The sequence below is a fragment of the Pseudomonas juntendi genome (assembly GCF_009932375.1).
Classification (GTDB): domain Bacteria; phylum Pseudomonadota; class Gammaproteobacteria; order Pseudomonadales; family Pseudomonadaceae; genus Aquipseudomonas; species Aquipseudomonas juntendi.
This window is the reverse complement of record NZ_BLJG01000051.1, coordinates 1-25557: the sequence shown is the minus strand read 5'-3', so window position 1 is coordinate 25557 and position 25557 is coordinate 1. Positions and strand designations below refer to the sequence as shown.

Below are 25557 nucleotides of genomic sequence, written 5' to 3'. Positions count from 1 at the left end.
GGTCATGATCCCCGTCAAGGAACACTGACCATGCCCTCGCAACCTGCAAAACCCTGGCTCCAATACCCGGTAGAGCGCTTCATTGCCAACCGCTTGCCTGATTGGCTAAGCAAGGCCAGCCCTGTCGGCCTTGCTGCGCTGCAGTCTGCACTGGATGCGCACCTTGCCAGCCAGCGCACACTCAGCAGTGCTACCGAACACCTGCAGCCACTGATGGCGTTTGCCGAGGCGCGCCTGAACGGCGCCCTGGGCCTTGCTGTACCGCTCGATCGGCTGACCTGGCGTGAAGAGCGCCGGCGCCTGCGTGTGGACCTTGGCGGCATCCGCCAGTTCGAATCGTACTTCGTCAGGGTGCCTGCGCTGGAAAAGCTGTTACAGAACTTCAAGCCCAGGGAGTCGTTCTTCGAGCAGACCGCGCTGGTACGGCCGCCCATCGCGCCCGAGCGTGAAGAACAAGCCCTGCCTGCAACTATCGACGCGGTCGTGGCCGCCTGCCGGGAAGCCGATGTCGGCAAGGCCTACCAGGGGCATCTGGCAGCGATCATGAACGCGGCCTTCGAACGCGACCTGGCCTTGGACAAGCGCCTGGAACTGGCGCTGGCTACAGAAATTGCCACCCTCAAGGGGCAGCTCAAGATCAATGAAGTGCGCATGCTGCGCCAACTGGGTCGTGGCGAGACCCCGACGAACCCCGGCAGCCATTATGTTCGGGTGGGCGGGCTGCAGGTGCTGGGTTGCCGGGTGGACGGCGCCTTGGTCATCGAATTGCTCGACTCGTGGTCGATTGCCGTCGGTGGGACAGGGAGGTTGCTGCTGCTCAAAGGGGTGCTGTTGTACCTGCCAGATGATCAGGCTCGGCCACTGCAGTACTACCCTGATTGGCCCACTGCCAACCGCGCATTGGTCGCGGCAATGGCTGCTCCCCATTACCGCAGCGCGTTTGCACGGCGGATTGCGCTCAGCGAGCGTGCCGGCTACCAGGCGTTGCTCGCCACACGCCTGCAAGACGACGAGCCTGATCTGCAACCGCGCAGGCTCTCGACGTCGACGCCCATCTTCGAGCAGATGGCCGCCTGGCACATTCAGCGCATCAAGGCCGATGCCCGATACCTGGCGGTGCCCACCGAACAGGCCGATAGCGATGCTGCGGCTGAGCGGTTGCGTGCCCTGGAGGGCGTCGGCGAGGTGTTGCTCAACCTGGCCGGGTTGTTCGTGCCGGTGGTTGGCACGCTGTTGATGGCCGACATGGCAAGGCAACTGCTGGGGCAGGTGTTCGAAGGTTTCAGTGACTGGAGCCAGGGCCATCAGCACGAGGCCTTGCAGCACATGATGCAGGTGGCCACCTCGCTGGCGGTCAACGGCGCTGTGCTTGGCGGGGCCTATGCCTTGCACAGCGCCTTTGTCGGGCAACTGCACCCGGTGACCAACGAGGCGGGCCAGGCACGCTTGTGGCACGATGACCTGGCCCCTTACCGCCAGGCGCTGCCAGCAGCGCCATTGACCACGCTGGAGAACGGTCTGTTGACCGATGGCAGCGGCCATTGGTGGCGTTGCGATGAGGCATTGTACAGCGTGCGAGAGGATCGCAACGGTACCTGGCGGTTGTTGCACCGGGAGGGTCCCGATGTTTACGGGCCAGCCTTGCAAACCAATGGCGAGCGCGCCTGGCGCCTGGTGACCGAACGGCCATTGGAGTGGCAGGGCACTGCACGTCTGCTGGCGCGATTGTGGCCGGCCGCACAGTCACTTGCCCCAGAGCGATTGACGCAGGTACTGAAAGTGGCCGATGTCGACGAGGCTTTTCTGCGCGGTTTGCTGGTTGAGGAGCGGCCCCTTCCGGTTCAGCTGCGCGACACCCTCGAGCGGTTTGCGGTGGATGCCAGGATAGAGACGTTTTTCCAGCAGCTCGATACCACCGTGAACGATACCGAGCTGTTGCAGTGGTGCGTGCATGAGCTGGATATCGACGCGGAGACGCTGCCTGCCCAGCTCGCGCAGATCGCGTTGCATGCGCAGAGCCTGCGCGAAGGGATGTTCGAGTACTTCTCGTGTTGCCACCTCGGTGCAGACACTTTGCAAAGCCTGCTGACGCGCGACTATCCCGGCTTGCCGCACGCCTACACGCTCGACGTGCTGAGCCACGCCAGCGATGCCATGCGGGCGCAGATGGAAAGCACCGGCCGGGTCCCCCTGGGCTTGGCGCAACAGGCCCGTGCCTCGTTGCAACTGGCCCGCCTGACAAGGGCGCGCGAGGCGTTCTACCTGCGCTGCAGATATCACCCCGATGCGGTCGCGCTGGCGTTTGCCCTGCTGCGTCGGCAGGGGTTTGCGCAAAGCATGCTCAACCTGGAGTTGCGGGACCGCTCAGTGTTCGGCCCTTTGCAGGAACGGTTGCTGCCCCAGGCGGGCAGCCAGCAGACGCTGGTCATGGTCTGGCGCGACGGGGCCTTTACCCTGTATGACGAACAGGGCCTGCCTGCCGAACGGGAGGTGGCAGAACCCGCTGGGCTGTTCGAGGTCCTGGCGGCGTGCCTGCCGAGCGCGTCTCGCCAGCGCCTGGGTACCACGGGTGGGGCTGCTGCCGACAGCTTGCGCCTGGCCCTGCAAGGCGCGATACCCGAGCGTTCCTCGGACCTGCTGAAGCTGCTTGGGTGGCGTGAAGCGCGGGCGCTGGGCGCCTCGATGCGACGCTTGCCTGACGGGCGCCTGGGTTACCTGCTCGGCGGCGGCGCCAGCAGGCTACCTTCCGCATCGTCGATCGAGCAGATGTTGCGCAACCGCCTGCGTGGGCTTTACCCGTCGTTCAGTGATGACGATGTCGAGCGTTACCTGGGGATCATGGCAGAGATCGACGGCTCGCCCTTCGACAGCCTGTTGCTGCAGGAACAGGAATTCCGGCGCCTGAACGAAGAGCTGCAGCGCTGGATGTTCCGCGTCATGGGCCCGGCCCGGCATGCGCGCCGGCGGTTGGCCTCTGCATTGCTCCGCGCCTGGCGGCTGGAAGGTGAGCGGGTGTTCGATGCGCAAAACAACCCGGTCGGCCTGCGGCTGCACGTGGCTGACATGGCGGTAGGGGAGTTGCCGACGTTGCCGCAGGGCAGCAGCTTTGGCCATGTGGCGGAACTGACACTGGCAGGTTTGCACGTTCCTGCGCTGCCCCCTGGTTTCCTGGGCTGCTTCCGGCACCTGCGCACGCTCGACCTGAGCGACAATGCCCTGCGTGAGCTACCTGAGGGCCTTGAAGAGATGCCCGAGCTGACCCAGCTGATACTGCGCAACAACAACATCCGCCCCAGCGCCGGGCAAGTGGCTGCGTTGTTGCGCTGCGTCAATTTGCGCCGACTGGACCTGAACGACAACCCGCTGGGCGCTCTACAGTTGGATGTATCGGCGCTGCACCGGCTGCAGCGGCTGCGCTTGCGGCGTACCGGGCTGACCAGCATGCCTTCAGGCCTGCAATGGTGCGCGCGCCTGGAGTATGCCGATCTGCGCGACAACCAGATTGCCGAGCTGCCCCAGGCATTGCTCGACGCCCCGGCCGCGGTGAGGCAAGTCGTGGACGTGGAAGGCAACGCGCTGCCCACTGCGTTGCGCGAGCAACTGTATGCACCTGAAATCGTGCCCGTCCCGCTCATGCTTGGCGAAGGTGCACAAGAGCAGGCCATGCACGCATGGCTGGGCACGCGCGCAGAGGCTGACCAGGCCCTAGGCCGCGAGCTGTGGCAGGCCTTGCGCAGTGAACCGGGCAGTGATGCATTCTTCGAACTGCTGGTGGGCATGACCCAGAGTGCCGAGTTCCGCCTTGCGCCTGAACAATTGGGCGCCAGGGTGTGGACCCTGGTCGAGGCGCTGTCGGTGGACCGGGACCTGCGCGAAGCCTTGTTCGCGCTGGCCGACGAACCACGTGCCTGCGCCGACAATCTCGCCAATTGCTTCAGCAACCTGGAGGTCCGGTACCAAGTACTGCACGCCACCCAGGGCGGTGAGCCTGTGGCTACCCGTGATGCCCGGCTGTTGCTGGCGCGGCGCCTGTACCGCCTTGACACCGTACTGGCACTGGCCAGGGCGGACATCAACAGCCGCTACGCGGATGGCCGTTGGCAGCGCGGCGATCATGCCGAAGAGGAAGTCGAGGTCAGCCTGGCCTACCGCACAGGGCTGGCTGAACGCTTGAACCTGATCGGCCAGCCACGGTACATGCTGTTCGGTGCGTTGGCCGTGGTCTCTGAAGCCGACCTGGAGCGTGCCTGCAATGCAGTGCTGGCAGGGGAGGCGAGTGAAGACATCACGCGCTACATCAGCCAGCGGGACTTCTGGATTGAGGTGTTGCGCGCCGAACACCCACAGGACTTCGCCCTGATCCAGCAGCAATTCGAGCAGGCCATGGAGGCGCTGGAAGAGCGTATGCAGCAGTTGGGCAGTGGTGCCTACGACGCCCAGGCCCGAACACTGATGCGCGACCGCCAGGAGGCGCTGGAAGCCTTGGCCCTGCGCTTGACCCGGGAACGCCTGAACAGGGCTTGACCCGCCGCAGGGCAGCGCGCGAGCGCATTGCACGGCCTGCGCACGGCCAAACCGGTCACCCAGATTGACAGCTTTGGCCATTGCCGCGGGTGACGCGCGGCGCGAACATCGTCGGACCGATGGTTAACTCCAAAAACAACAAACCAGGAGTCCGACGATGCGTGATTACGCCGAGGCTGTTCGCCTGTTCGAGCTTGGCAACACCGTAGCTGGGGCACTGCACGGCAACCTCGAAACCCTTAACGCGTGTGTCGAGTGCTGTGACCGCCATGTCGGCGGTGGCAAGGTGGCACTGCTGCATGTCGATCGCGATGGCCACACTGCCCGCTACAGCTTCGAGCAATTGCACATGCTGGCCGCACGGTTCGCCAATGTGCTCAAGGCGCAAGGCGTGCAGGTGGGCGACAGGGTGGCGGGGCTGTTGCCACGCACCCCCGAGTTGCTGGTCAGCATCCTGGCCACCTGGCGCATCGGGGCGGTGTACCAGCCCTTGTTCACCGCCTTCGGGCCCAAGGCCATCGAGCACCGTCTTGAACAGTCACGCGCCTGTGTCGTTGTCACAGACAGCGTCAACCGGGGCAAGCTGGACGATGTACACGCCTGCCCGACGGTCATCACGGTGAACGCCCGCAGTGGCGAACTGGATTTCCAGCAGTGCCTGGCCGGCGCCGCGCCTGAATGCGAGCCTGTGATGCGCTCGGGCGACGACCCGTTCCTGCTGATGTTCACGTCCGGTACCACCGGCCCGGCCAAGCCGCTGGAAGTACCGTTGCGTGCCATCGTCGCCTTCCAGGGCTACATGCGCGATGCCATCGACCTGCGCCGCGAAGACAACTTCTGGAACCTGGCCGACCCCGGCTGGGCCTATGGCTTGTACTACGCCGTCACCGGGCCGCTGTCCCTGGGGCATGCCACCACCTTCTACGATGGCCCGTTCAGTGTCGAAAGCTGTGTGCGGGTGATCGAAACGCTGGGCATCACCAACCTGGCCGGGTCGCCCACCGCTTACCGTTTGCTGATCGCGGCCGGCGATGCCTTCGCGGCACCGATCAGAGGCCGCCTGCGCGTTGTCAGCAGTGCCGGTGAGCCGCTGAACCCGGAAGTGATTCGCTGGTTTGCCGACGAATTGGGGGTGACCATCCACGACCACTACGGGCAGACCGAACTGGGCATGGTGCTGTGCAACCATCATGGCCTGCAGCACCCGGTGCACCCGGGCTCGGCCGGCTTCGCCATCCCGGGCCATCGGATCGTGGTGCTGGACGAGCAGGGGCGCGAGCTGCCGGCCGGCGAGCCAGGCATACTCGCGGTCGACCGCGAGCGTTCGCCGCTATGCTGGTTCGCTGGCTACCAGGGTTTGCCGACCAAGGCCTTCGTCGGCAAGTACTACCTGAGCGGCGATACCGTCGAGTTGAACCGCAACGGCAGCATCAGCTTCGTCGGGCGTAGTGACGATGTGATCACCACCTCTGGTTACCGTGTCGGCCCTTTCGACGTGGAAAGCGCGTTGATCGAACACCCGGCAGTGATCGAGGCTGCGGTGATCGGCAAGCCGGATCCGGAGCGCACCGAGTTGATCAAGGCGTTCGTGGTGTTGGCCAGCGGCTATCACGGCACCCCCGAACTTGAAGAGGCATTGCGTCAGCATGTGCGTCAGCGCCTGTACGCGCACGCCTACCCCCGCGAAATCGAATTCGTCAGCGACCTGCCCAAGACCCCGAGCGGCAAGCTGCAACGCTTCATCCTGCGTAACCAGGAAGTCGCCAAACAACACACGCCGCAGGCCACCCCTGCCAGCGCCTGAAAGGAAAACCGACCATGCAGATAGCGAACAAACACTTCATCGTCAGCGGCGCGGCATCCGGGCTGGGCGCTGCCACTGCGCAGATGCTGGTGGAGGCGGGTGCCAAGGTCATGCTGGTTGACCTCAATGCCCAGGCCGTTGAGGCCAAGGCGCGTGAACTGGGCGAGCATGCCCGTTTCGCGGTGGCTGACATCAGCGACGAGCAGGCTGCCCAGGCAGCAGTCGATGCAACCGTCAGTGCGTTCGGTAGCCTCCACGGGCTGATCAACTGCGCCGGTATCGTAGGCGCCGAGAAAGTGCTGGGCAAACAGGGGCCGCATGGCCTGGCCAGCTTCGCCAAGGTGATCAACGTCAACCTGGTCGGCAGCTTCAACCTGCTGCGCCTGGCTGCCGCCGCCATGGCTGAAGGCGTTGCCGGCGCGGATGGCGAGCGTGGCGTGATCATCAACACCGCCTCCATCGCGGCGTATGATGGCCAGATCGGCCAGGCGGCCTATGCCGCGTCCAAGGGCGCCATTGCCAGCCTGACCTTGCCGGTAGCCCGCGAACTGGCCCGCTTCGGTATCCGTGTGATGACGATCGCCCCGGGCATCTTCGAAACACCGATGATGGCCGGCATGAGCGAAGACGTACGCGCTTCCCTCGCCGCTGGGGTGCCGTTCCCGCCACGCCTGGGCCGCCCGCAGGAATATGCCGCGCTGGCGCGGCACATCATCGAGAACAGCATGCTCAACGGTGAGGTGATCCGCCTCGACGGTGCGTTGCGCATGGCTGCCAAATAAGGAGGATGACCATGACCCTCAGCAATGACCCGATTGTGATCGTCAGCGCCGTGCGCACGCCCATGGGTGGCCTGCAAGGCGACCTCAAGAGCCTGACCGCGCCGCAACTGGGTAGTGCCGCCATCCGTGGCGCAGTCGAGCGCGCCGGCATCGATGCCGCCAGTGTCGAGCAGGTGCTGTTCGGCTGCGTCCTGCCGGCCGGCCAGGGCCAGGCCCCGGCGCGTCAGGCGGCGCTGGGTGCCGGCTTGGACAAGCACACCACCTGCACCACCCTTAACAAGATGTGCGGTTCGGGCATGCAGGCCGCGATCATGGCCCATGACCTGCTGCTGGCCGGCACCGCCGAGGTGGTGGTGGCCGGTGGTATGGAAAGCATGACCAACGCCCCCTACCTGCTGGACAAGGCCCGCGGTGGTTACCGCATGGGCCATGGCAAGATCATCGACCACATGTTCATGGATGGCCTGGAAGATGCCTACGACAAGGGCCGCCTGATGGGCACCTTTGCTGAAGACTGTGCCCAGGCCAACGGCTTCAGCCGCGAGGCCCAGGACCAGTTTGCCATCGCCTCGCTGACCCGCGCCCAGGACGCGATCAAGCGTGGTCGTTTTGCCGCCGAAATCATTCCGGTGGAGGTCACCGAGGGTAAGCAAACGCGCGTCATCAAGGACGACGAACAGCCGCCGAAGGCGCGGCTGGACAAGATTGCGCAGCTCAAGCCGGCCTTCCGTGAAGGCGGTACGGTGACCGCGGCCAACGCCAGTTCGATCTCCGATGGGGCTGCGGCGCTGGTGCTGATGCGCCGCTCCCAAGCCGACAAGCGGGGGCTCAAGCCTTTGGCGGTGATTCACGGGCATTCGGCCTTCGCCGATACCCCGGCCTTGTTCCCCACTGCGCCCATCGGTGCTATCGACAAGCTGCTTGTGCGCACGGGCTGGAAACTGGCCGAGGTCGACCTGTTCGAGGTCAACGAAGCCTTTGCCGTGGTCACCCTGGCGGCCATGAAACACCTCGACCTGCCCCATGACAAGGTCAACATCCACGGTGGCGCCTGTGCCCTCGGCCACCCGATCGGGGCATCCGGGGCACGCATCCTGGTGACCTTGCTGTCGGCCCTGCGCCAGAACAACCTGCGCCGGGGTATAGCGGCCATCTGCATCGGTGGTGGCGAAGCCACGGCCATGGCGGTCGAATGCCTGTACTGAGGTGAACCATGCTGGTAACTGACGAGCAACAACAGATTTGCGACGCGGTCCGTGCATTCGCCCAGGAGCGCCTCAAGCCGTTTGCAGAACAGTGGGACAAGGCGCACCGCTTCCCCAGGGAGGCGATCGACGAAATGGCCGAGCTGGGCCTGTTCGGCATGCTGGTGCCGGAAGCCTGGGGTGGCAGCGACACCGGCTACGTGGCCTATGCCATGGCCCTGGAGGAGGTTGCTGCAGGTGATGGCGCGTGCTCGACCATCATGAGCGTGCACAACTCGGTGGGCTGCGTGCCGATCCTGCACTTTGGCAGCGAGCAACAGAAAGCGCAGTTTCTGGCGCCGCTGGCCAGCGGCGCGATGCTCGGTGCTTTTGCCCTGACCGAACCCCAGGCGGGTTCTGACGCCAGCAGCCTGAAGACCCGCGCCCGTCTGGATGGCGAGCATTACGTGCTCAATGGCAGCAAGCAATTCATCACTTCCGGCCAGAACGCCGGGGTTGTGATCGTGTTTGCCGTAACCGACCCGGATGCCGGCAAGCGCGGCATCAGCGCCTTCATCGTGCCCACCGATTCACCCGGCTACCAGGTGGCACGGGTAGAGGACAAACTCGGCCAGCACGCTTCCGACACCTGCCAGATCGTCTTCGACAATGTGCGGGTGCCGGTGGCCAACCGGCTGGGTGCCGAGGGTGAGGGCTACAAGATCGCCCTGGCCAACCTTGAAGGTGGCCGTATCGGTATTGCTTCCCAGGCGGTGGGCATGGCCCGGGCCGCGTTTGAAGTGGCGCGTGACTACGCCAACGAGCGGCAAAGCTTCGGCAAGGCGTTGGTCGAGCACCAGGCGGTGGCGTTCCGCCTGGCTGATATGGCGACCCAGATCGCGGTGGCCCGGCAGATGGTGTTGCACGCCGCTGCGCTACGCGATGCCGGGCGCCCAGCCCTGGTGGAAGCATCAATGGCCAAGCTGTTTGCCTCGGAAATGGCCGAAAAGGTCTGTTCGCACGCCTTGCAGACCCTGGGCGGTTATGGCTATCTGAGCGACTTCCCGCTGGAGCGGATTTACCGCGACGTTCGGGTTTGCCAGATTTACGAAGGCACCAGCGACATTCAGCGCATGGTCATTGCGCGCAACCTATGAAGGAGCATATTGCATGGCATTCGAAACCATCCTGTTGGATATCCACGGCAAGGTCGGCCTGATCACCCTCAACCGGCCGCAGGCGCTGAACGCGCTGAACGCGCAGATCGTCGGCGAAATCAACCAGGCCCTCGATCAGCTGGAGCGCGATGCCAATATCGGCTGTGTGGTGCTGACCGGCTCGGCGAAGGCGTTTGCCGCGGGTGCCGACATCAAGGAAATGGCCGAGCTGCAATACCCGCAGATCTATGTCGATGACCTGTTCAGCGATGCCGACCGCATCGCCAACCGCCGCAAACCGATCATTGCTGCGGTGTCCGGCTTTGCCCTGGGCGGCGGCTGTGAGCTGGCGATGATGTGCGATTTCATCCTCGCCGCCGACAATGCCAAATTCGGCCAACCGGAAATCAACCTTGGCGTACTGCCGGGCATGGGCGGCACGCAGCGCCTGACACGGGCGGTGGGCAAGGCCAAGGCGATGGAGCTGTGCCTGACCGGTCGCCTGATGGGCGCTGAAGAGGCGGAGCGGGCCGGGCTGGTGGCGCGGATCGTGCCGCAGGCCGAGCTGGTGGAGGAGGCACTGAAAGTTGCGGCGACCATCGCCAGCAAGTCGATTCCGGTGAGCATGATGGTGAAGGAAAGCGTCAACCGGGCGTTTGAAGTTACCCTCAGCGAGGGTGTGCGGTTTGAACGCCGTGTATTCCACGCGGCTTTCGCCACCGAAGACCAGAAAGAAGGCATGGCCGCTTTCATTGCCAAGCGTGAGGCACAGTTCAACGACCGTTGATTGAAGTGTGTGACCAACTGTTCGCGCCTGGGCGGCTCCGATCCGCTCGGCGCGCAACCCATCTGGGCGCTGGCCCCAGCTGCCAGCTCGACACCGACCAGCGGATTCTGGTGCCGGAAAGCAAATTCGCAGCCTTTTGCAGTTGCTCCACGCGACGTGGCGCCTTAGACTGCCGCCCCCTGTAAAAGAGTGCCGATTGGCGCTTGAAGAATTCCGTTGCCGATGCCGAGGCGTCGGCGGCACCTGAATCGCCCAAATGCACATTTTTTCATAGAGAAATCGATGACCAAGGAACAGTTGCTGGCCATGTCGGCCGATGACTACATGAACGCCGACCAGCTCGCCTTCTTCACTGAGCTGCTGCAGGCGATGAAAGTCGAAACCCATGAACGCATCGAGCTCAGCCGCACCACCATCGAAGGCCTGGACACGCCGTCGGACCCAGCCGACGTGGCTTCGGTCGAAGAAGAGCGCAGCTGGCTGGTGAATGCCATCGACCGCGACCAGCGCCTGCTGCCTCAGCTGGAAATGGCCCTGGACCGTATTGCCGACGAAAGCTTCGGCTGGTGCGACGACAGCGGTGAGCCCATCGGCCTGAAGCGTCTGCTGATCAGCCCGACCACCAAATACTGCATCGAAGCCCAAGAGCGCCACGAGCAGCTCGACCGCCACCAGCGCCAGGTGTAACCCCTCGCGCGGTGCCGAGCCCCACGGAGCGATCCCTGGGGCTTTTTGCGTTTGTTGTCGCCCCGTTTTTGTTGCTGCAGGCGTAACACAGCTGTACCGGGCGGCGCTGTTTCACCCTTGGGCGCAGGCGTATCATGGCTATATCGTTAGGGTGCTACTTAAATTCCGGAGGGAATGATGCATAGCCGAGTCGATGTGGCCGTGATGATCGGTTCAAGTGTGCCCGCCACAATGCAGGCACTGGGCAGGCGTGTCTGCTGGGTGGTGCTGGTCAACGGTGAGCGGCGCGGTACCGCTTTTGCCACGCGCGAGGAAGCGTTGGAGTGCCAGGCTGCCTGGCAGCAACAACTGAAGAAAGGGCTCGCCGCCTGAAAATGTTGTTTGCCTCTCGACGGGTTTCAGTGTTTTCGGGCATATTTGTCCTACAGTAATGCGCACCAGGGTTTGCCTTCTTGCAGGCTCACGCCTTGGCCGTGTTTTCTGGCGAGTGATCTCAGGCATCACGTTTCCCGTGCCGGGAATGGGCCAAACGCCTTCGGTTGAAGGCGAATCTGGCAAACCAGAGTAAAGTTTCCTGCGCGCTGCATCGTCGGCGGGCACAGACATTTCGTATATCGCTTTATTACTCTTTTCGCCTATCGATAAGACAGGGCCGTGCCTCCCCGAGCTTGGGTGAGGGCGGGTTGTAACCGGTTGAGGATTACTTCATTGGCAGTCAGCACACTTGATACCCATGCGTTGTTCGCCCTCGGCGACTTGCGCGGTAAATTGGCCCAACTGTTCCAGGGCCGCTTCATTTATGTAACCGAACAGAATCCCGAAGGCCTGTACATGGCCGAAATCGACACAGAAAGTGCGTTGGTGGTAGACGATAAACAGCGCCTGGAACTGAAAGTTGGCGACCATTTCCGCGCTGCCGTATTGCCCAGCCGCGAAGGCGGCAAGTTGGAAATGCGCTTCCGGGAAATCAAGTTGAATGTCTATGGCGTGGGTGATTACGCTTTCGTTTCCGTGCCGGAAGGCGAGGGCATCGTGTTTCGCGAAGGCCAAGGGGTCATGTTGGTATTCGCCGCGCAGCAGCAGATACAGGAAGGCCTGGGCAAGTTGCTGAAAGCGGTAACCGGCAAAGTTGCCAAATGGCGCAAGGGCGAGCTGACCACCTTCAAGGCCAGTGAATGACTGCAACTGATGATGCGCCCGCCAGCCGGGCGGAGTTTCATCGGCAGCATCATGCGGCTGCCGTAGCCGAGGCGCAGCGTATGCTGGCCCGGCGCGATGCATTGCAAGGGGCCTGGTTGAACTGGGTGGCGGCAGAGCTGTACAGGCTCGGCCCGCCACCTTACGCCGCCATGGTGCGCCGCGAGTTGCAGCGCCTGAGCCAGGTGTGAGGCGGCAGGCCTTCAGTTGCCACTGTCGCAGCCGCTGCTGACCTCTTCAGGCACTGGCTCTTTCGCCACCCGCTTGCGGAACAGCGCTGCCCGTGCGAGCAGCAACGTGGTCACCGGCACAGTGATCGACAGCAGAATGGGGATCAGCCAGGCGTGCAGCACCGCCGCGTCCTTCAACCACGAAAAGTAGATGATCGAGGCCAGTGCCACGCACCAGGCGCCGATGGTCGAGGCCAGTGCTGGTGGGTGCATGCGCTGGAAGTAGTCTTTCAGGCGTACCAGGCCCACTGCACCTACCAGGGCGAACAGGCTGCCGGTGATCAGCAGCACCGCCGTGATCAGTTCCAGCCAGAATGGCAGTACCAAGGTTTCAGTCATTCGATCACCTCACCGCGCAGCAGGAACTTGGCCAGGGCAAACGAGCCGACGAAGCCGAACAGCGCAATCAACAGGGCACCTTCGAAGTAGGTGTCACTGGCATAACGGATACCCAGCACCAGCATGGTCAGCATGGCCAGGATATACAGGTAGTCCAGCGCCAGGACCCGGTCCTGGGCAGACGGGCCACGGAACAGCCTGAACAGCGCCAGGGCCATGGCCAGGGCGAAAATGAACAGGCTGGCGAGGACAGCGTTGGCGAGCAGGCCTGTCATTGGAAAATCTCCATCAGTGGGCGTTCATACGTGTCCTTGAAGTGCTGGACGAAGGCCGCTTCATCGTCCAGGTCGAACACATGCAGCAGCAATACGCTGCGGTCCAGAGCCAGTTCCGACCAGACTGTGCCAGGCACCACCGTGGTAATCATCGCCAGTGCCGCCAGGCCGTGCGGGTCGCGCAGGGCCAGCGGTATATGCACGAACGCCGAACGTGGCGGCTGCTTGCCGGCCCGCAGCACGCCGCGGGCAACCAGCAGGTTGGACATGATGACATCGACGCCGACCCGGCCGATAAGCCGGGCGACGACCAGCGGCCGCTTGACGTGTGCGTGCTGCGGCCGCAAGGGGGCCATCAGCAGTGGCGCCAGTACGCCAAGGGCGGCGCCCAGCAGCAGGTTACCGGGGCTGACCGAGAGGTTGAGCAGCAGCCACAGGCCGAACAGCGAGACCGAGAGGAGCGGGGCGGGGAACATGCGGCTCATGGCAGCACCTCGGCGCTGGGCGAAGTCGGGCCAGGGATCGGCCGGGCGGCCATTACGGCATCGATATAGGCGTCTGGCGCCTGCAGGCTGGCGGCCGTGTCCTGGGTGTAGCGCAGCAATGGCTCGGCCTTGAGGCTGAGGAAGATGCACAGGCCGAGCAGAATGACGATCGGCAGGCATTCGAACCGGCGAAGTACGGGTGACGGGCGCTCTTCGGGCTTCCAGAAGCGTTGGATGCCAACCCGGCCGAAGGCGATCAGCGAGGCCATGCCCGAGAGTATCAGCAACGCTACCAGCCCCCAGCCGGCGGCACTCAGGGGCTGCTCGACGGGGCCGCCCAGGCCGTTTGGGTTGAACAAGGCGCTGATCAGGTTGAGCTTGCCGACGAAGCCCGAGAGGGGCGGCATGCCGATGATCAGCAAGGCGCAGGCGATGAAACTCAGGCCCAGGAAAGCCATGGTCCAAGGGATGATCTGGCCGATCACTGCCTTCTGCTCGTCATCGAGGTTGATACCTTTGGGGGGGTGTAGGGACTCCAGCGGGGGCGGCATCACATCTTCTTCTTCGTCCAGCGGCGCTTCGTTGGCCGAGCGCGAGCGTTCGACCAGCTCGGCGAGCAGGAACAGGGCGCACAGTACCAGGGTCGAGTTGACCAGATAGAACAGTGCCGCACCGGTCAGCGCGGGCTGGGCAAAGCCGACCGCGCCGAGCAGGGTGCCGGCCGAAACCAGGATGCTCAGCGCTGCCATGCGTTCCAGGCGCTGTGCTGCGAGAATGCACACTGCGGCCACCGCCAGGGTCACCAGGCCACCGTACACCAGCCACTGGCCGCCGAAATGGGCCGAAGCGCCGGCCTGGCCGGAGAACAGCAGCGTCCACAGGCGCAACACGGCGTACAGGCCGACCTTGGTCATGATGGCGAACAGCGCAGCCACCGGCGCACTGGCCGATGCATAGGCCGGTACCAACCAGAAGTTGAGCGGCCAGATGCCGGCCTTGACCAGGAAGGCCATGGCCAGGATGGCTGCACCGGCGTGCAGCAGGCCACGGTCAGCTTCTGGCACCAGGGGAATCTTCAGGGCAAGGTCAGCCATGTTCAGGGTGCCGGTCACGCCGTACAGCATCGCCGCGCCAATCAGGAAGAGCGACGAGGCAAACAGGTTGATGGCGATGTAGTGCAGGCCGGCACGCACGCGCGCGCGCCCCGAACCATGCAGCAACAGGCCGTAGGAAGCGGCCAGCAGCACTTCGAAGAACACGAACAGGTTGAACAGGTCGGCTGTGAGGAACGCGCCGTACAGGCCCATCAGCTGGATCTGGAACAGTGCGTGAAAGCTGGCCCCCGCACTGTCCCAGCGGGCGCGGGCAAACAAGAGGGCACTGAAGCCGATGACCCCGGTCAGGGTCAGCAGCAGCGCAGACAAGTGGTCCAGCACCAGCACGATACCGAATGGCGCTGGCCAGTTACCCGGCAGGTACACGCCGATCGATTCTGCCTGGCCCTGGGTGCGTACCCACAGCAGCAGGCTGACGGCGATGGCCAGGCCGGTGAGGGTCGACAGCAGGTTCAGGCGGGCTTTGATGCGGCGGTGTTTTTCGCCCAGCAGCAGCATCATGGCCGCCGTGACCAACGGTAGCAGGATGGGCGCGACGATCAGTTGACTCATGTCGCTCATTCGTCACGCTCCCGGCCATCGACGTGGTCGGTCCCGGTCAGGCCTCGCGAGGCCAGTAGCACCACCAGGAACAGCGCGGTCATGGCAAAGCTGATCACGATGGCGGTCAACACCAGGGCTTGCGGCAGCGGGTCGGTGTAATGCAGCAAGTCCTGGGTCACGCCGTCCTTGATAATTGGCTCTTTGCCAATGAACAGGCTGCCCATGCTGAAGATGAACAGGTTGACGCCGTACGACAGCAGGCACAGGCCCATGATGACCTGGTAGGTACGCGGGCGCAGGATCAGCCATACGCCCGAGGCGGCCAGCACTCCGATGGCGACTGCAATGACTTCTTCCATCAGGCGGCTCCTGCTTGGTTGGTTTTCGCCGGGTTACCCGGGCGGTAGGCACGCACCGACTGGTGCGCCAGCGCAGTGAGGATCAACAGGGTCGAACCGACCACCACGGTGTACACGCCGACATCGAAGAACAGCGCACTGGCCACGTGCACGTCGCCCAGCAAGGGCAAGTGCAGGTGGGCGGTATGGGTGGTCAGGAACGGGTAGCCGAGCAGCATGGCGCCGCCCCCGGTGAGGGTTGCGCAAAGCAGGCCGGTGCCCATCCAGCGCAGCGGCCGCAGGCTCATCTGCGCCTCGACCCATTGGGTGCCGGCCACCATGTACTGCAGGATGAACGCCACCGACATGACCAGGCCAGCGACAAAGCCGCCCCCTGGCTGGTTGTGCCCGCGCATGAACAGGTACATCGAGACCAGCAGGGCGATGGGCAGCAGCAGGCGCACCAGCACCGCTGGCACCATCATGAAGCCCAGTGCGGTATCGGTGGCATGCCGCGGGTTGATCAGGTCGGTGACCACGTCAGGCGCCAGTTGGCGCTGCTGGGCCGGCAACTGCATGCTCTCCTTGGGTGGGCGGAAGCGCCGCAGCAGGGCGAACACGGTCAGCGCCACGGCCACCAGCACGGTGATTTCACCGAGGGTGTCGAAACCGCGGAAGTCGACCAGCATGACGTTGACCACATTGGTGCCACCGCCCTGCGGCAGTGCGCGGCTGAGGTAGAACGAGGAAATGTCATTGGGTGTCGGCCGCGTCAGCATGGCATACGACAACAAGGCCATGCCGCCACCAACCAGTACCGCCAGCAGCAGGTCGCGCAAGCGGCGTATGCGCGCACGCTCCAGGCTGCCGGGCGATGGCGAGACACCTTCGATACGCCGAGGCAACCAGCGCAAGCCGAGCAGGATAAGCACGGTGGTGACGACTTCCACCACCAGCTGGGTCAGGGCCAGGTCGGGTGCGGAGAACCAGACGAAGGTGATGCAGGTCATCAGGCCGCAGACGCTGACCATGGTCAGGGCTGCCAGGCGATGGTACTTGGCCTGGTAGGCAGCGCCGATGGCGCAGGCGATTGCGATCAGCCACAGCGCGACGAATACCCCGGACCCGGGAATTTTCGGCCGCTCCCCCCAGCTCAGGCCGCTGTAGAGCATGGGCGTGAGGCCGGCCAGGAATGCGGCGACCACCAGCATGAACAGCTGCGACTGCAAACGCCGGCTGGTGAGCAGGCGCTCGATGCGCCGGGCAAGCAGCATCAACTGCACCTGGCCGTATTCGAACAGGCGCTTGCCGTTGAACCGCTCGATCACCGGCGGGGAAGGGAAGCGGCCCCGGCGCAGTTGCTTGCGCAACATGAGGTACAAGACGATACCGCCGCTCATGGCGAGCAGGCTCATGATCAGCGGCGCATTCCAGCCATGCCAGATCGCCAGGCTGTATTCCGGCAGGGTGCCGCCGACCACCGGCAATGCCGCGGCAGCCAGCAGCGGCCCGACCGACTGTGCGGGGAAAATACCCACGACCAGGCAGGTGAGTACCAGCAACTCCACCGGTGCACGCATCCAGCGCGGCGGTTCATGCGGGGTGTGCGGCAGGTCCTGTGCCGTAGGGCCGAAGAACACATCGACGGTAAAGCGCAGCGCATACGCCACGCTGAACGTGCCGGCGAGGGTGGCCACTACCGGCAGGGCGGCTTCGACCCAGGCGGTGGAGCTGATGAACACCGTTTCAGCGAAGAACATTTCCTTCGACAGGAAGCCGTTCATCAAAGGCACGCCAGCCATCGCGGCACTGGCCACCATGGCCAGGGTGGCGGTGTACGGCACCAGGCGGATCAGGCCACTGAGGCGGCGGATGTCGCGGGTGCCGCTTTCGTGGTCGATGATGCCGGCGGCCATGAACAGCGAGGCTTTGAAGGTGGCATGGTTGAGGATGTGGAACACCGCGGCGACCGCGGCCAGCGGGCTGTTCAGGCCGAGCAGCAGGGTAATCAGGCCGAGATGGCTGATGGTCGAGTAGGCCAGAAGGCCCTTCAGGTCATTCTGGAACATCGCGGCGAAGGCGCCGAGCAACAGCGTGATGGCGCCGGCGCCGCCGACGATCCAGAACCACTCCTCGCTGCCGGAGAGCACTGGCCACAGGCGGGCCAGCAGGAATACCCCGGCCTTGACCATGGTTGCGGAGTGCAGGTAGGCCGATACCGGCGTTGGCGCAGCCATGGCGTGGGGCAGCCAGAACTGGAAGGGGAACTGGGCGCTCTTGCTCAGGGCGCCGATCAGGATGAGGGGCAGCAGCACCGGGTACAGCGCGTGCTGGCGGATGGTGTCGCCGGCAGCCAGGACCTTGTCCAGGTCGTAGCTGCCGACCACATGGCCGAGCAGCAGCGCCCCCACCAGCAGGCACAGGCCGCCTGCGCCCGTTACCATCAGTGCCATGTAGGCGCCGCGGCGGGCGTCTGCCCGGTGGTGCCAGTAGCCGATAAGCAGGAAAGAGAACAGGCTGGTGAGCTCCCAGAAGAACACCAGCTGGATCAGGTTGCCGGAGATCACCAGGCCCAGCATGGCGCCCATGAACGCCAGGAAAAAGGCGAAGAAGCGCGGCACCGGGTCTTGGGGTGACATGTAGTAGCGCGCGTACAGCGACACCAGCGTGCCGATGCCCAGCACCAGCAGCGAGAACAGCCAGGCGAAGCCGTCCATGCGCAGCACCAGGTTCAGGCCCAGGCTGGGCAGCCACAGGAACTCTTCGCGAATCACGCCCCCGTGGGCGACCTGAGGGTAAAGCAGTGCTACCTGGACGGTACCGACCAGGGCTACGAGCCCGGCAAGGATGGACTCGGCGTTTCGTGCGTTGTGCGGCAGCACGGCTGCCAGGCAACTGCCCACGAACGGCAGAAGCAATAGCACTATCAAAGACATAGCGGCCTATTCTGGAGAAGTTTGCAAGGATCATACGTGCCGGGGGGGTGATCACCAACACGCAAGCTGTCGCAGAATCCTACAAATAGACTGTGACAAGTGATTTTTTTATAACAGTTTTTTACAAAGCATAGCTGCAGTTGGCTGCTTCATAGGCCTGCCTGCCGCTCACCCGGTACCTGTTCGTCGTCCGCTGTGGCGCATTCGCTGCGCCGCCGTACCTTGAGTTCGCTGACTACCACCGCGATCACGATCAGCAGGCCGCCCAGCAGTGCCACGCCGGGGAGCCGTTCGCCGGCGATTCGCCCGACGATACCAGCCCACACCGGCTCACCAGCATAAATAAGCGTTGCCCGGGTGGGCGAGACCGACTTCTGCGCCCAGTTCATCGCCACCTGGATTACCGCACTCATCGCGCCCAGGCCTACGGCGCTTACCAGCAGCAGCCAGGAAAAGTCGGGGATGCGCTCCTGGGTCGGGACGATCATCAAAAACGCCAACACCGACGCGGTCGCCAACTGGACAACGGTGACCCGACGCACATCGACCTGGCCGGCGTAGCGGCTGATCAGGATGATCTCGCCGGCGATCGCCACAGCGCTGACCAAGGTCACCATTTCGCCTTCACTGAAATGCAGGCTGCCGCCTTCCGGGCCGGCCAGCAGCATCAGGCCGGCGAACGCCAGGCAAATGCCGATGCTGGGCATCAGGCCTGGCCGGCGGCCGAGTACCAGCCACTGCAACAGGGGCACGAACGGCACATACAGCGCAGTGATGAACGCCGACTGGCTGCTGCTGATGGTTTGCAGGCCCATGGTCTGCAAACCATAGCCGAGCATGATCGTGACACCGATCAGCATGCCGGCCTTGAGCTCGGTGAAGGTCAGCCCAGGCAGCGCCCGCGCTGACACCACGCCCACGAACAACGCCGCTGCCGCAAAGCGCAGGCCGACGAAGAACATCGGGCCGCTGACACTCATCACGTTATGGACAAGCAGAAAGGTGCCGCCCCACAACATGGTAATGAACACCAGCACGACTTCTGCCTTGCTCAGGCGAAAGGTAACGGTGGGGGTTGGCTTGCTGCTGGGCTGGATCATGGTCTTGCACACTCGGCGTCAGGCGGCGCACAATCGCCGCAAAGTGGGCAGTATACTGCGCAATACAGACCGGTGAGCAATATAGTGCACAAAGAATCCGCGCACCGTGGTTCGGTGCTGCAACACGTCAGCCTCAATGTTCGCAGCCTGCGCAATGCCGCTGGTATGAGCCAGGCGGTACTGGCTGAACGCTCGGGGGTCAGCCGGCGCATGCTGGTGGCCATCGAGGCGGGGGAAAAGAATGTCAGCCTGACCACCCTGGATTTGATCGCCGAGGCGTTGGGGGTGGCCTTCAGTACGCTGATTCAGGCGCCGGACCTGCGTGATCCAGGGCGTATCGAAGAGCTGGCCTGGGCGGGCGAGCACCCCCAGAGCCGGGCGGTTTTGCTGGGCACCAGCGCGGCGCGGCGCGAGGTCGAGCTGTGGGAGTGGACGCTGGCGCCGGGCGAGCGTTATGCCAGCGAAGCCGATGCCGAGGGTTGGAGTGAGCAGATCTATGTGTGCGCAGGGCAACTTACCCTGATCATCGAGGGGATGGAACATCGCCTGCAGGTGGGGCAGTTCCAGGTATTCCCCAGCAATTGCCAGTACGCCTACCGGAACGATGGCACTGTGCCGGTGCGGTTTGTGCGCAATGTGGTGATTTGAGGCCCCGCAGGTTCGACGCCCCGTGGTGGCGTGCAAGTGATCTGCCGGCGGGATGGGGCGCAAAGCGCCCCGAGCACCTCAAGCCTGTGCGGCCACCATTTCGCTCGTCTTCACGACTTTGGCGTAGGCAAAGGCCAACGCTGCCATGGTCGCATCCTGTACCTGGGCCGCTGGCACCTGCTTGCCGTCGAACGTCAGTGCCAGGGTCGCGCAGGCATCGTGCACCACGGTCACTTCAAAGCCCAGGTCGGCGGCTGCCCGGGTAGCGGCATCAATGCACATGTGGCTCATGCTGCCAACGATGGTCACGGCTTCGATGCCATGCGTTCGGAGCGTTTGTTCAAGGCCAGTTTCGAGAAAGGCGTTGACCTTGTGCTTGAGTATCACCGGCTCGCCTGCAGCCGGCTGGACCTTGCTGTAGAAGGCGGCGCCCGGCGAACCCGGGGCAAAGAATGGCGCATCGGCGCTGGTGAACTCATGCCGCACGTGCACCACCAAGTCGCCGCGCGTGCGGGCCGCGGCCAGCACGCGGGCCGCGTTTTCGGCCGCTGCCTCAGCCCCATCGAGGGGCCACTTGCCGCCTGGGAAGTAGTCGTTCTGGATGTCGATGATGATCAGCGCGTGCTTGTTCATGCTGCCTCCTGTGGCAGTAGTCGTGGGTTGGCGTTAGTTATAGGCTGTGGGGCCCGACCTGAGGATTGGCGTGAACGACACTATGCGGGTGAAAACTGACAACACGGCCAGGCTGGACATCGGCTTGCTGCTTTACCCTGGGGTACAGCAGGCTGCCCTGTATGGCCTGCGCGACCTCTTTACCGTGGCCAATCGGGTCGCAGCCGAACTGGGTGCTGTCGCGTTGCCGCAGGTGCGCATCAGCTTCTGGCAGGCCGACGTCGCAGGTCACTTGCAGCTGGCCCCTGGCAGCCCGGCTGTCGACTTGGCAGGTGTGCGTGTCCTGATCATCCCGCCAAGCCTGGAATCGACCCCGCATGGCGACCTGCTGGAACAGCATCGGTCGTCCCTGTGCCTGTTGCACGGGCGTGGCGCGGTGCTGGCGTCGGTGTGTATCGGCGTGTTTTTCATCGCCGCCAGTGGCTTGCTGGATGGTCGCCCGGCCTGTACCCACTGGAACTACGTGCAGGCGCTGGCGCAGCGGTTCCCCAACGTGCGCGTGCAGACCCAGCAGCCGGTACTGGACGACGGCGACATTGTCACCTCGGCGGGGTTGATGGCCTGGACCGACCTGGGGCTGCGGCTGCTCGAACGTTTTCTGGGGGCGACGGTAGCGCGGGAAACTGCCCGCTATCTGGCAGTCGAACCTGTCACCGCGGCATTGCCCGGGGCGTTGTTCAACCCTCGCCTGGACCATGGCGACGAAGCCATCCTGAAAGTGCAGCATTGGCTGCAGGGCAGTGACGGGCAGCATGCAGACCTGGCTGCAATGGCAGCCTGCGCGGGGTTGGAAGCGCGCACGTTCCTGCGGCGTTTTCGAGCCGCCACCGGGTTGCGCCCCACCGAATACTGCCAGCAGGTGCGCGTAGGGCGCGCGTGCCGGTTGCTGGAGTTCACCCGGCGCAATGTCGAGCAGATCGCCTGGGGGGTTGGCTATCAGGATCCGGGGGCGTTTCGCAAAGCCTTTCAGCGCATCACCGGGTTGACGCCGAGTGAGTACCGGCGACGCTTTGCGGTAACGGCGTAGCGCGTGCACAAACCGCTTGACCTTGACTTAACTTGAGGTTTTACCCTGCTCGGCATCGCGCTGCATGCGCCCGTAGCCAGGAGACTGTCGATGTCGGCAAACCCTCAATCCCTGTGGTTCACCCAGATGATCGAATATGAAGTGCCGAGCCCGTGCCAGCAGGCGTTGGCTCAAGCGCTGGTGGTGCGCAGCGAAGTGTTGGCAGCGCGCTGTGAAGGCCTGCAAGGCGTCAGCATTCAGGCAAGCGACGATGGCAGCCGGGTGCTGCAGTACCTTCAGTGGCAGTCACGCCAGGCCTGGTCGGCGGCGGCCGTGTATTTCAACGAGGAACCCTTCCTCGAGCTGTTGCGCCGGCACCAGGCACGGGGTGTCAATTTTGCGGCCTACCAGACCTTGCGCAGCCTGGTGCGCAACGCCGATGGCGGCCTGCATTGCCAGGTAGGTGAGGGTCAGGCGTACCACGGTGCGTAGTGTGGGTAGCGGTCCAGGCGGGCACCGATGACCATTTCGCTGATCCATGCCGCCAGCATCGAGCTGTAGGCTTTCTGGCTTTCTTCACTGGATAACGCGTGGTCGGCGCCGTCGACCATGCGGTGGGTCAGTGAGTGGGCGCTGACGAATGCCGAGCGGTAGCTCATCAAGGTGCTGTGCGGGACATAGTCGTCCTGTTCGGACTCCACCAGCAGCACATCACCGACGAACTCGGCGCAGGCGGCCAGGGCGCGGTTGTCGGCTGGCCCCAGGGGGCGCTGGCGGTAGGCATTCAAGCGCTGACGATCAAGGGCTTGCTTGGGGCTGTCCCATTCTTCGTCCCAGTACATGGCCGGCACCCGCAGGGCCAGCCATTTCACCGGGCGTTCGCGGGTCAGCAAGGTGGCCAGGTAGCCGCCATAGCTGCTGCCGATGATGGCGATGGCGTTGCTGTCGACCGCCGGGTGGCTGATCAGGCGGTCGTAAGCCACCAGCAGGTCTTGCAGGTTCTGCTCACGGGTAACGGTCAGGCGCTGGCTTTGGGTTTTTTCATGGCCGCGCAGGTCGAAGGTCATGCACACGCAGCCCAGGCCGGTGATGTGTCGGGCGCGAGCCAGGTCACGTTGCTGGCTGCCACCCCAGCCGTGGACGAAGAGAATACCTGGCATCTTGCTGCCAGGGCTGACCAAGGTCCCGGCGATGCGGTCGTTCTCGACCTGCAGTTCGACGGTTTCACTCTGAATGGCCATGCTCGCGAATCCGCGCAAATTTGCTGAGTTGTCCGAGTTCACTGTCGTTTCCTTGGTAGAAAAGGGTGGCATCCGCGGGCAGGTCGGCGCTACCGAACACTTCATGGGTGGACGCACGTACCTGCTGCAGTGCCGGGTCGTCGGCAAATGCCTGCAGGGCCAGCAGCTCGGCGCTGCTGGCACCGCCCAGGCGCCAGGATTGTTCGAGTACCCCGCTGCATGGCTGGCCGGAGGCAGTGGTGCCGCGGGCGATATCGTAGTTGCGCCGCGACGCCACAAAGCCCGGAAAATGCCGTTCGGCAGCCTGTTCGTAGACCATGGCCTGGTTCACGGCCAGCCGCAGGTGGTCTTCAAGGGGGCGTTGCAACAGGGCCTGATAGTCGCCACGGACTACGATCAGGTCAGATCCACCGTACACCTCGCAGCCCTGATGGTCACGGGTGAGTTGCTGGGTGCCATGGTAGCTGCAGGTGAGGCCGGCCACCCTGACCTGACCAACGCTGAAGGTCTGCACTTGGCTCAGGTCTTCTTCCAGCACCAGTCCCCATACCGCCAACTGCTGGTCGTCCATACTGTTCAGCAAAGGGGTCAGCTGGTCCAGTTCTGTGATCACCTGTTGCCCGCGGCCTGCGCTGGCCCGTACTGGCTTGACCCGCACAGGGCCAGCGCGCAACAGCAAGGCTGCAGCATTGCGGGCATCGGGTTTGCTGAACACCGTAAAACCGCGCAGCAAGGCGTCGCCGGCCTGGCGGGCGAAGCCATCGGTCCAGCCCGCAGGGCTGGTGGCTCCCGCCGGCAGCGGGTGGGAAATGGCTTTGGTGGCCATGTAGGGGCAGGGTACTAAGCCGCCGAACAGATCGGACTCACTGACAATGCCCAGGCTGGCAGCCTGCTCGGTGTCGGTCAGGGTTTCGGTCGGGATGCAATAGCAGTTGTCGGTGGCAACAGGCAGCCGGGTGGGCTGCACATGGGGGCAGCCCAGCAAGCGTGCCAGGCCCTCGGCGAGCTTCAGGTGCACGGCCCGCTCATGCTCGGGTGTATGTTCCCGAGTGTCGAGCAGCACGACTGCAGTTTTAGCGGGGCAGGCACTGGGCATGGTCTGCTGCCTGTGTGTGGCGAATGTACAGTGTGTGAAGCCGTGACCCTGGGGAAGTTCAGCAATACTTGATCGGCGGTCCTTGTGTAGGACGGTTCCGGTTTCCGCCTGGGCGATTGCAGGGCTTTGGCGCCTGCTCCATTATCCGCCTATTGGATCAACCGTGATGTAGCCGCAGGAGAGCGCATGAACGTGCAGACCCCCTTTGAACACAGCGTGCCACAGCGCCTGATGCGTCTGCGCCAGGCGATGGCGGCAAGGCACATCGATGCCTTGCTGGTGCCTTCAGCCGACCCGCACCTCTCCGAATACCTGCCCGGCTATTGGCAAGGGCGCCAGTGGCTGTCGGGGTTTCATGGCTCGGTGGGTACACTGGTGGTGACCTCGGCGTTTGCCGGGCTATGGGTCGATAGCCGCTACTGGGAACAGGCCGAGCATGAATTGGCCGGCAGTGGCATCGAGCTGATGAAGCTGTCGCCGGGCAAGCCTGGCGCGCTGGAGTGGCTGGGAGAGCACGCTGAGCCCAACGGCACCGTGGCAGTCGACGGTGCCGTCATGGCATTGGCCTCGGCGCGGCAATTGGCAGAGCGGCTGAAGGCGCGCGGGGCGCGGCTGGTAACCGACCAGGACCTGCTGGGCGAGGTGTGGGACGGGCGCCCGGCGCTGCCTGGCAACCCGGTCTATCAGCATTTGCAGCCGCACGCCACGACGAGCCGGGCGCAAAAGCTCGCGCAGTTGCGCCAGGCCATGCAGGCCAAGGGGGCCGATTGGCACTTCATTGCCACCCTCGATGACATCGCCTGGCTGTTCAATCTGCGCGGTAGCGACGTCTCATACAACCCGGTGTTTCTGGCCTTCGCCTTGATCAGCCAGCAGCAGGCCATGCTGTTCGTTGGCCAGGGCAAGGTGGATGCGCACCTGCGCCAGGTACTGGCGAGCGACGGTGTCGAAGTGCGCGACTACAACGAAGCAGGGCAGGCGCTGGCTGCCGTGGCGGCAGGCAGCCGGCTGCTGCTGGACCCGGCACGCGTCACCTGCAGCCTGTTGGCCAACTTGCCGGCGGGTGTGGAGCTGGTCGAGGGGCTGAACCCCACCACCCTGAGCAAGGCCTGCAAGGGTGACGCTGATCTCCCCTACATCCGTCAGGTCATGGAGGAAGACGGGGCGGCATTGTGCGAATTCTTCGCCTGGCTGGAAGCCAACCTTGGTCGAGAGGTCGTCACCGAGCTGACCGTGGACGAGCAATTGAGTGCCGCACGTGCACGGCGGGCGAATTTCGTGTCGCTGAGCTTTTCGACCATTGCAGCCTTCAATGCCAATGGTGCGATGCCGCATTACCGCGCCACCGAGCAGTCGCATGCACGCATCGAAGGCAACGGGCTGTTGCTGATCGATTCGGGGGGGGCAGTAC

General features: G+C 64.1%; 24 protein-coding genes. 14 read left to right on the top strand and 10 right to left on the bottom strand.

Features of this window, described 5'->3' with window-relative positions:
* The first annotated feature begins 30 nt into the window (after positions 1–30).
* The 10 genes from GYA94_RS08095 to GYA94_RS08050 all read left to right on the top strand — a co-directional run bounded on the left by GYA94_RS08095 (position 31) and on the right by GYA94_RS08050 (position 12313).
* Positions 31–4524, top strand: coding sequence for an NEL-type E3 ubiquitin ligase domain-containing protein (locus tag GYA94_RS08095; RefSeq protein WP_161892092.1), 4494 nt, complete (start codon positions 31–33; stop codon positions 4522–4524).
* Between the two features lie 157 nt (positions 4525–4681).
* A complete protein-coding gene (locus tag GYA94_RS08090; protein ID WP_161892091.1) occupies positions 4682–6328 on the top strand; it encodes an AMP-binding protein in 1647 nt (548 codons plus the stop codon).
* A gap of 14 nt (positions 6329–6342) precedes the next feature.
* Entirely contained in the window at positions 6343–7110 is a 768-nt protein-coding gene (locus GYA94_RS08085; protein WP_110676843.1) for an SDR family NAD(P)-dependent oxidoreductase, read from the top strand.
* Between the two features lie 11 nt (positions 7111–7121).
* Positions 7122–8315: an acetyl-CoA C-acyltransferase gene (locus GYA94_RS08080; protein WP_009684177.1), complete on the top strand. Its 1194-nt coding sequence runs from the start codon at positions 7122–7124 to the stop codon at positions 8313–8315.
* 8 nt (positions 8316–8323) lie between these two features.
* Positions 8324–9451 (top strand): acyl-CoA dehydrogenase, encoded by a 1128-nt coding sequence (locus GYA94_RS08075; RefSeq protein WP_110676847.1) that lies wholly within the window; start codon positions 8324–8326, stop codon positions 9449–9451.
* 13 nt (positions 9452–9464) lie between these two features.
* Positions 9465–10238, top strand: coding sequence for an enoyl-CoA hydratase (locus tag GYA94_RS08070; protein WP_054911760.1), 774 nt, complete (start codon positions 9465–9467; stop codon positions 10236–10238).
* Between the two features lie 282 nt (positions 10239–10520).
* A complete protein-coding gene (locus tag GYA94_RS08065; RefSeq protein ID WP_003250099.1) occupies positions 10521–10925 on the top strand; it encodes a TraR/DksA family transcriptional regulator in 405 nt (134 codons plus the stop codon).
* 177 nt (positions 10926–11102) lie between these two features.
* A complete protein-coding gene (locus GYA94_RS08060) occupies positions 11103–11297 on the top strand; it encodes a hypothetical protein (protein WP_054904896.1) in 195 nt (64 codons plus the stop codon).
* A 336-nt stretch (positions 11298–11633) separates the two neighbouring features.
* Positions 11634–12104 carry a hypothetical protein gene (locus GYA94_RS08055; RefSeq protein ID WP_033744322.1) on the top strand — a complete coding sequence of 157 codons (471 nt, stop codon included), beginning with the start codon at positions 11634–11636 and terminating at the stop codon, positions 12102–12104.
* Positions 12101–12313 carry a hypothetical protein gene (locus tag GYA94_RS08050; RefSeq protein WP_029885263.1) on the top strand — a complete coding sequence of 71 codons (213 nt, stop codon included), beginning with the start codon at positions 12101–12103 and terminating at the stop codon, positions 12311–12313. Before GYA94_RS08055 ends, GYA94_RS08050 begins: the two co-directional genes overlap by 4 nt.
* Positions 12314–12325: 12 nt before the next feature.
* Here the strand turns inward: GYA94_RS08050 and GYA94_RS08045 are convergent, their stop codons facing one another.
* The 7 genes from GYA94_RS08045 to GYA94_RS08015 form a co-directional block, all read right to left on the bottom strand.
* Positions 12326–12691, bottom strand: a complete 366-nt coding sequence (locus GYA94_RS08045) for a Na+/H+ antiporter subunit G (RefSeq protein ID WP_009684171.1) — start codon at positions 12689–12691, stop codon at positions 12326–12328.
* Positions 12688–12966: a K+/H+ antiporter subunit F gene (locus tag GYA94_RS08040; protein ID WP_009684170.1), complete on the bottom strand. Its 279-nt coding sequence runs from the start codon at positions 12964–12966 to the stop codon at positions 12688–12690. Before GYA94_RS08040 ends, GYA94_RS08045 begins: the two co-directional genes overlap by 4 nt.
* Positions 12963–13451, bottom strand: a complete 489-nt coding sequence (locus GYA94_RS08035) for a Na+/H+ antiporter subunit E (protein ID WP_009684169.1) — start codon at positions 13449–13451, stop codon at positions 12963–12965. The genes GYA94_RS08040 and GYA94_RS08035 overlap by 4 nt, the downstream gene beginning before the upstream one ends.
* Positions 13448–15127 (bottom strand): monovalent cation/H+ antiporter subunit D, encoded by a 1680-nt coding sequence (locus GYA94_RS08030; protein WP_161892090.1) that lies wholly within the window; start codon positions 15125–15127, stop codon positions 13448–13450. Before GYA94_RS08030 ends, GYA94_RS08035 begins: the two co-directional genes overlap by 4 nt.
* Positions 15124–15468, bottom strand: a complete 345-nt coding sequence (locus tag GYA94_RS08025; RefSeq protein WP_003250128.1) for a Na+/H+ antiporter subunit C — start codon at positions 15466–15468, stop codon at positions 15124–15126. The genes GYA94_RS08030 and GYA94_RS08025 overlap by 4 nt, the downstream gene beginning before the upstream one ends.
* Complete coding sequence (locus GYA94_RS08020) at positions 15468–18383, bottom strand: monovalent cation/H+ antiporter subunit A (RefSeq protein WP_054911757.1); 2916 nt, start codon at positions 18381–18383, stop codon at positions 15468–15470. The genes GYA94_RS08025 and GYA94_RS08020 overlap by 1 nt, the downstream gene beginning before the upstream one ends.
* 149 nt (positions 18384–18532) lie before the next feature.
* Positions 18533–19483 carry a DMT family transporter gene (locus GYA94_RS08015; protein ID WP_161892089.1) on the bottom strand — a complete coding sequence of 317 codons (951 nt, stop codon included), beginning with the start codon at positions 19481–19483 and terminating at the stop codon, positions 18533–18535.
* A gap of 84 nt (positions 19484–19567) precedes the next feature.
* On the opposite strand from GYA94_RS08015, the gene GYA94_RS08010 reads away from it, so the two are divergent.
* Positions 19568–20131 (top strand): helix-turn-helix domain-containing protein, encoded by a 564-nt coding sequence (locus GYA94_RS08010; RefSeq protein WP_161892088.1) that lies wholly within the window; start codon positions 19568–19570, stop codon positions 20129–20131.
* Between the two features lie 78 nt (positions 20132–20209).
* On the opposite strand, the gene GYA94_RS08005 is transcribed toward GYA94_RS08010, so the two are convergent.
* A complete protein-coding gene (locus GYA94_RS08005; protein ID WP_110676855.1) occupies positions 20210–20764 on the bottom strand; it encodes a cysteine hydrolase family protein in 555 nt (184 codons plus the stop codon).
* An 82-nt stretch (positions 20765–20846) separates the two neighbouring features.
* Between GYA94_RS08005 and GYA94_RS08000 the strand changes: the two genes are divergently transcribed.
* Together GYA94_RS08000 and GYA94_RS07995 are read left to right on the top strand one after the other, a co-directional pair.
* Positions 20847–21830 carry a GlxA family transcriptional regulator gene (locus tag GYA94_RS08000; RefSeq protein WP_161892101.1) on the top strand — a complete coding sequence of 328 codons (984 nt, stop codon included), beginning with the start codon at positions 20847–20849 and terminating at the stop codon, positions 21828–21830.
* A gap of 90 nt (positions 21831–21920) precedes the next feature.
* On the top strand, positions 21921–22301 hold the full coding sequence (locus GYA94_RS07995) for an antibiotic biosynthesis monooxygenase (RefSeq protein ID WP_110676859.1): 381 nt from the start codon (positions 21921–21923) through the stop codon (positions 22299–22301).
* Here the strand turns inward: GYA94_RS07995 and GYA94_RS07990 are convergent.
* Both GYA94_RS07990 and GYA94_RS07985 read right to left on the bottom strand, forming a co-directional pair.
* The gene (locus tag GYA94_RS07990) at positions 22280–23050 is read right to left on the bottom strand and encodes an alpha/beta hydrolase family protein (RefSeq protein WP_054906204.1); all 771 of its coding nucleotides are present in this window, start codon (positions 23048–23050) and stop codon (positions 22280–22282) included. The two genes, GYA94_RS07995 and GYA94_RS07990, sit on opposite strands and share 22 nt — an antisense overlap.
* Positions 23034–24146 carry a DUF3182 family protein gene (locus GYA94_RS07985; RefSeq protein WP_161892087.1) on the bottom strand — a complete coding sequence of 371 codons (1113 nt, stop codon included), beginning with the start codon at positions 24144–24146 and terminating at the stop codon, positions 23034–23036. Before GYA94_RS07985 ends, GYA94_RS07990 begins: the two co-directional genes overlap by 17 nt.
* A 186-nt stretch (positions 24147–24332) precedes the next feature.
* On the opposite strand from GYA94_RS07985, the gene GYA94_RS07980 reads away from it, so the two are divergent.
* Positions 24333–25557, top strand: a 1225-nt coding sequence (locus GYA94_RS07980) for an aminopeptidase P family N-terminal domain-containing protein (RefSeq protein ID WP_161892086.1), incomplete at its 3' end; no start/stop codon positions are given.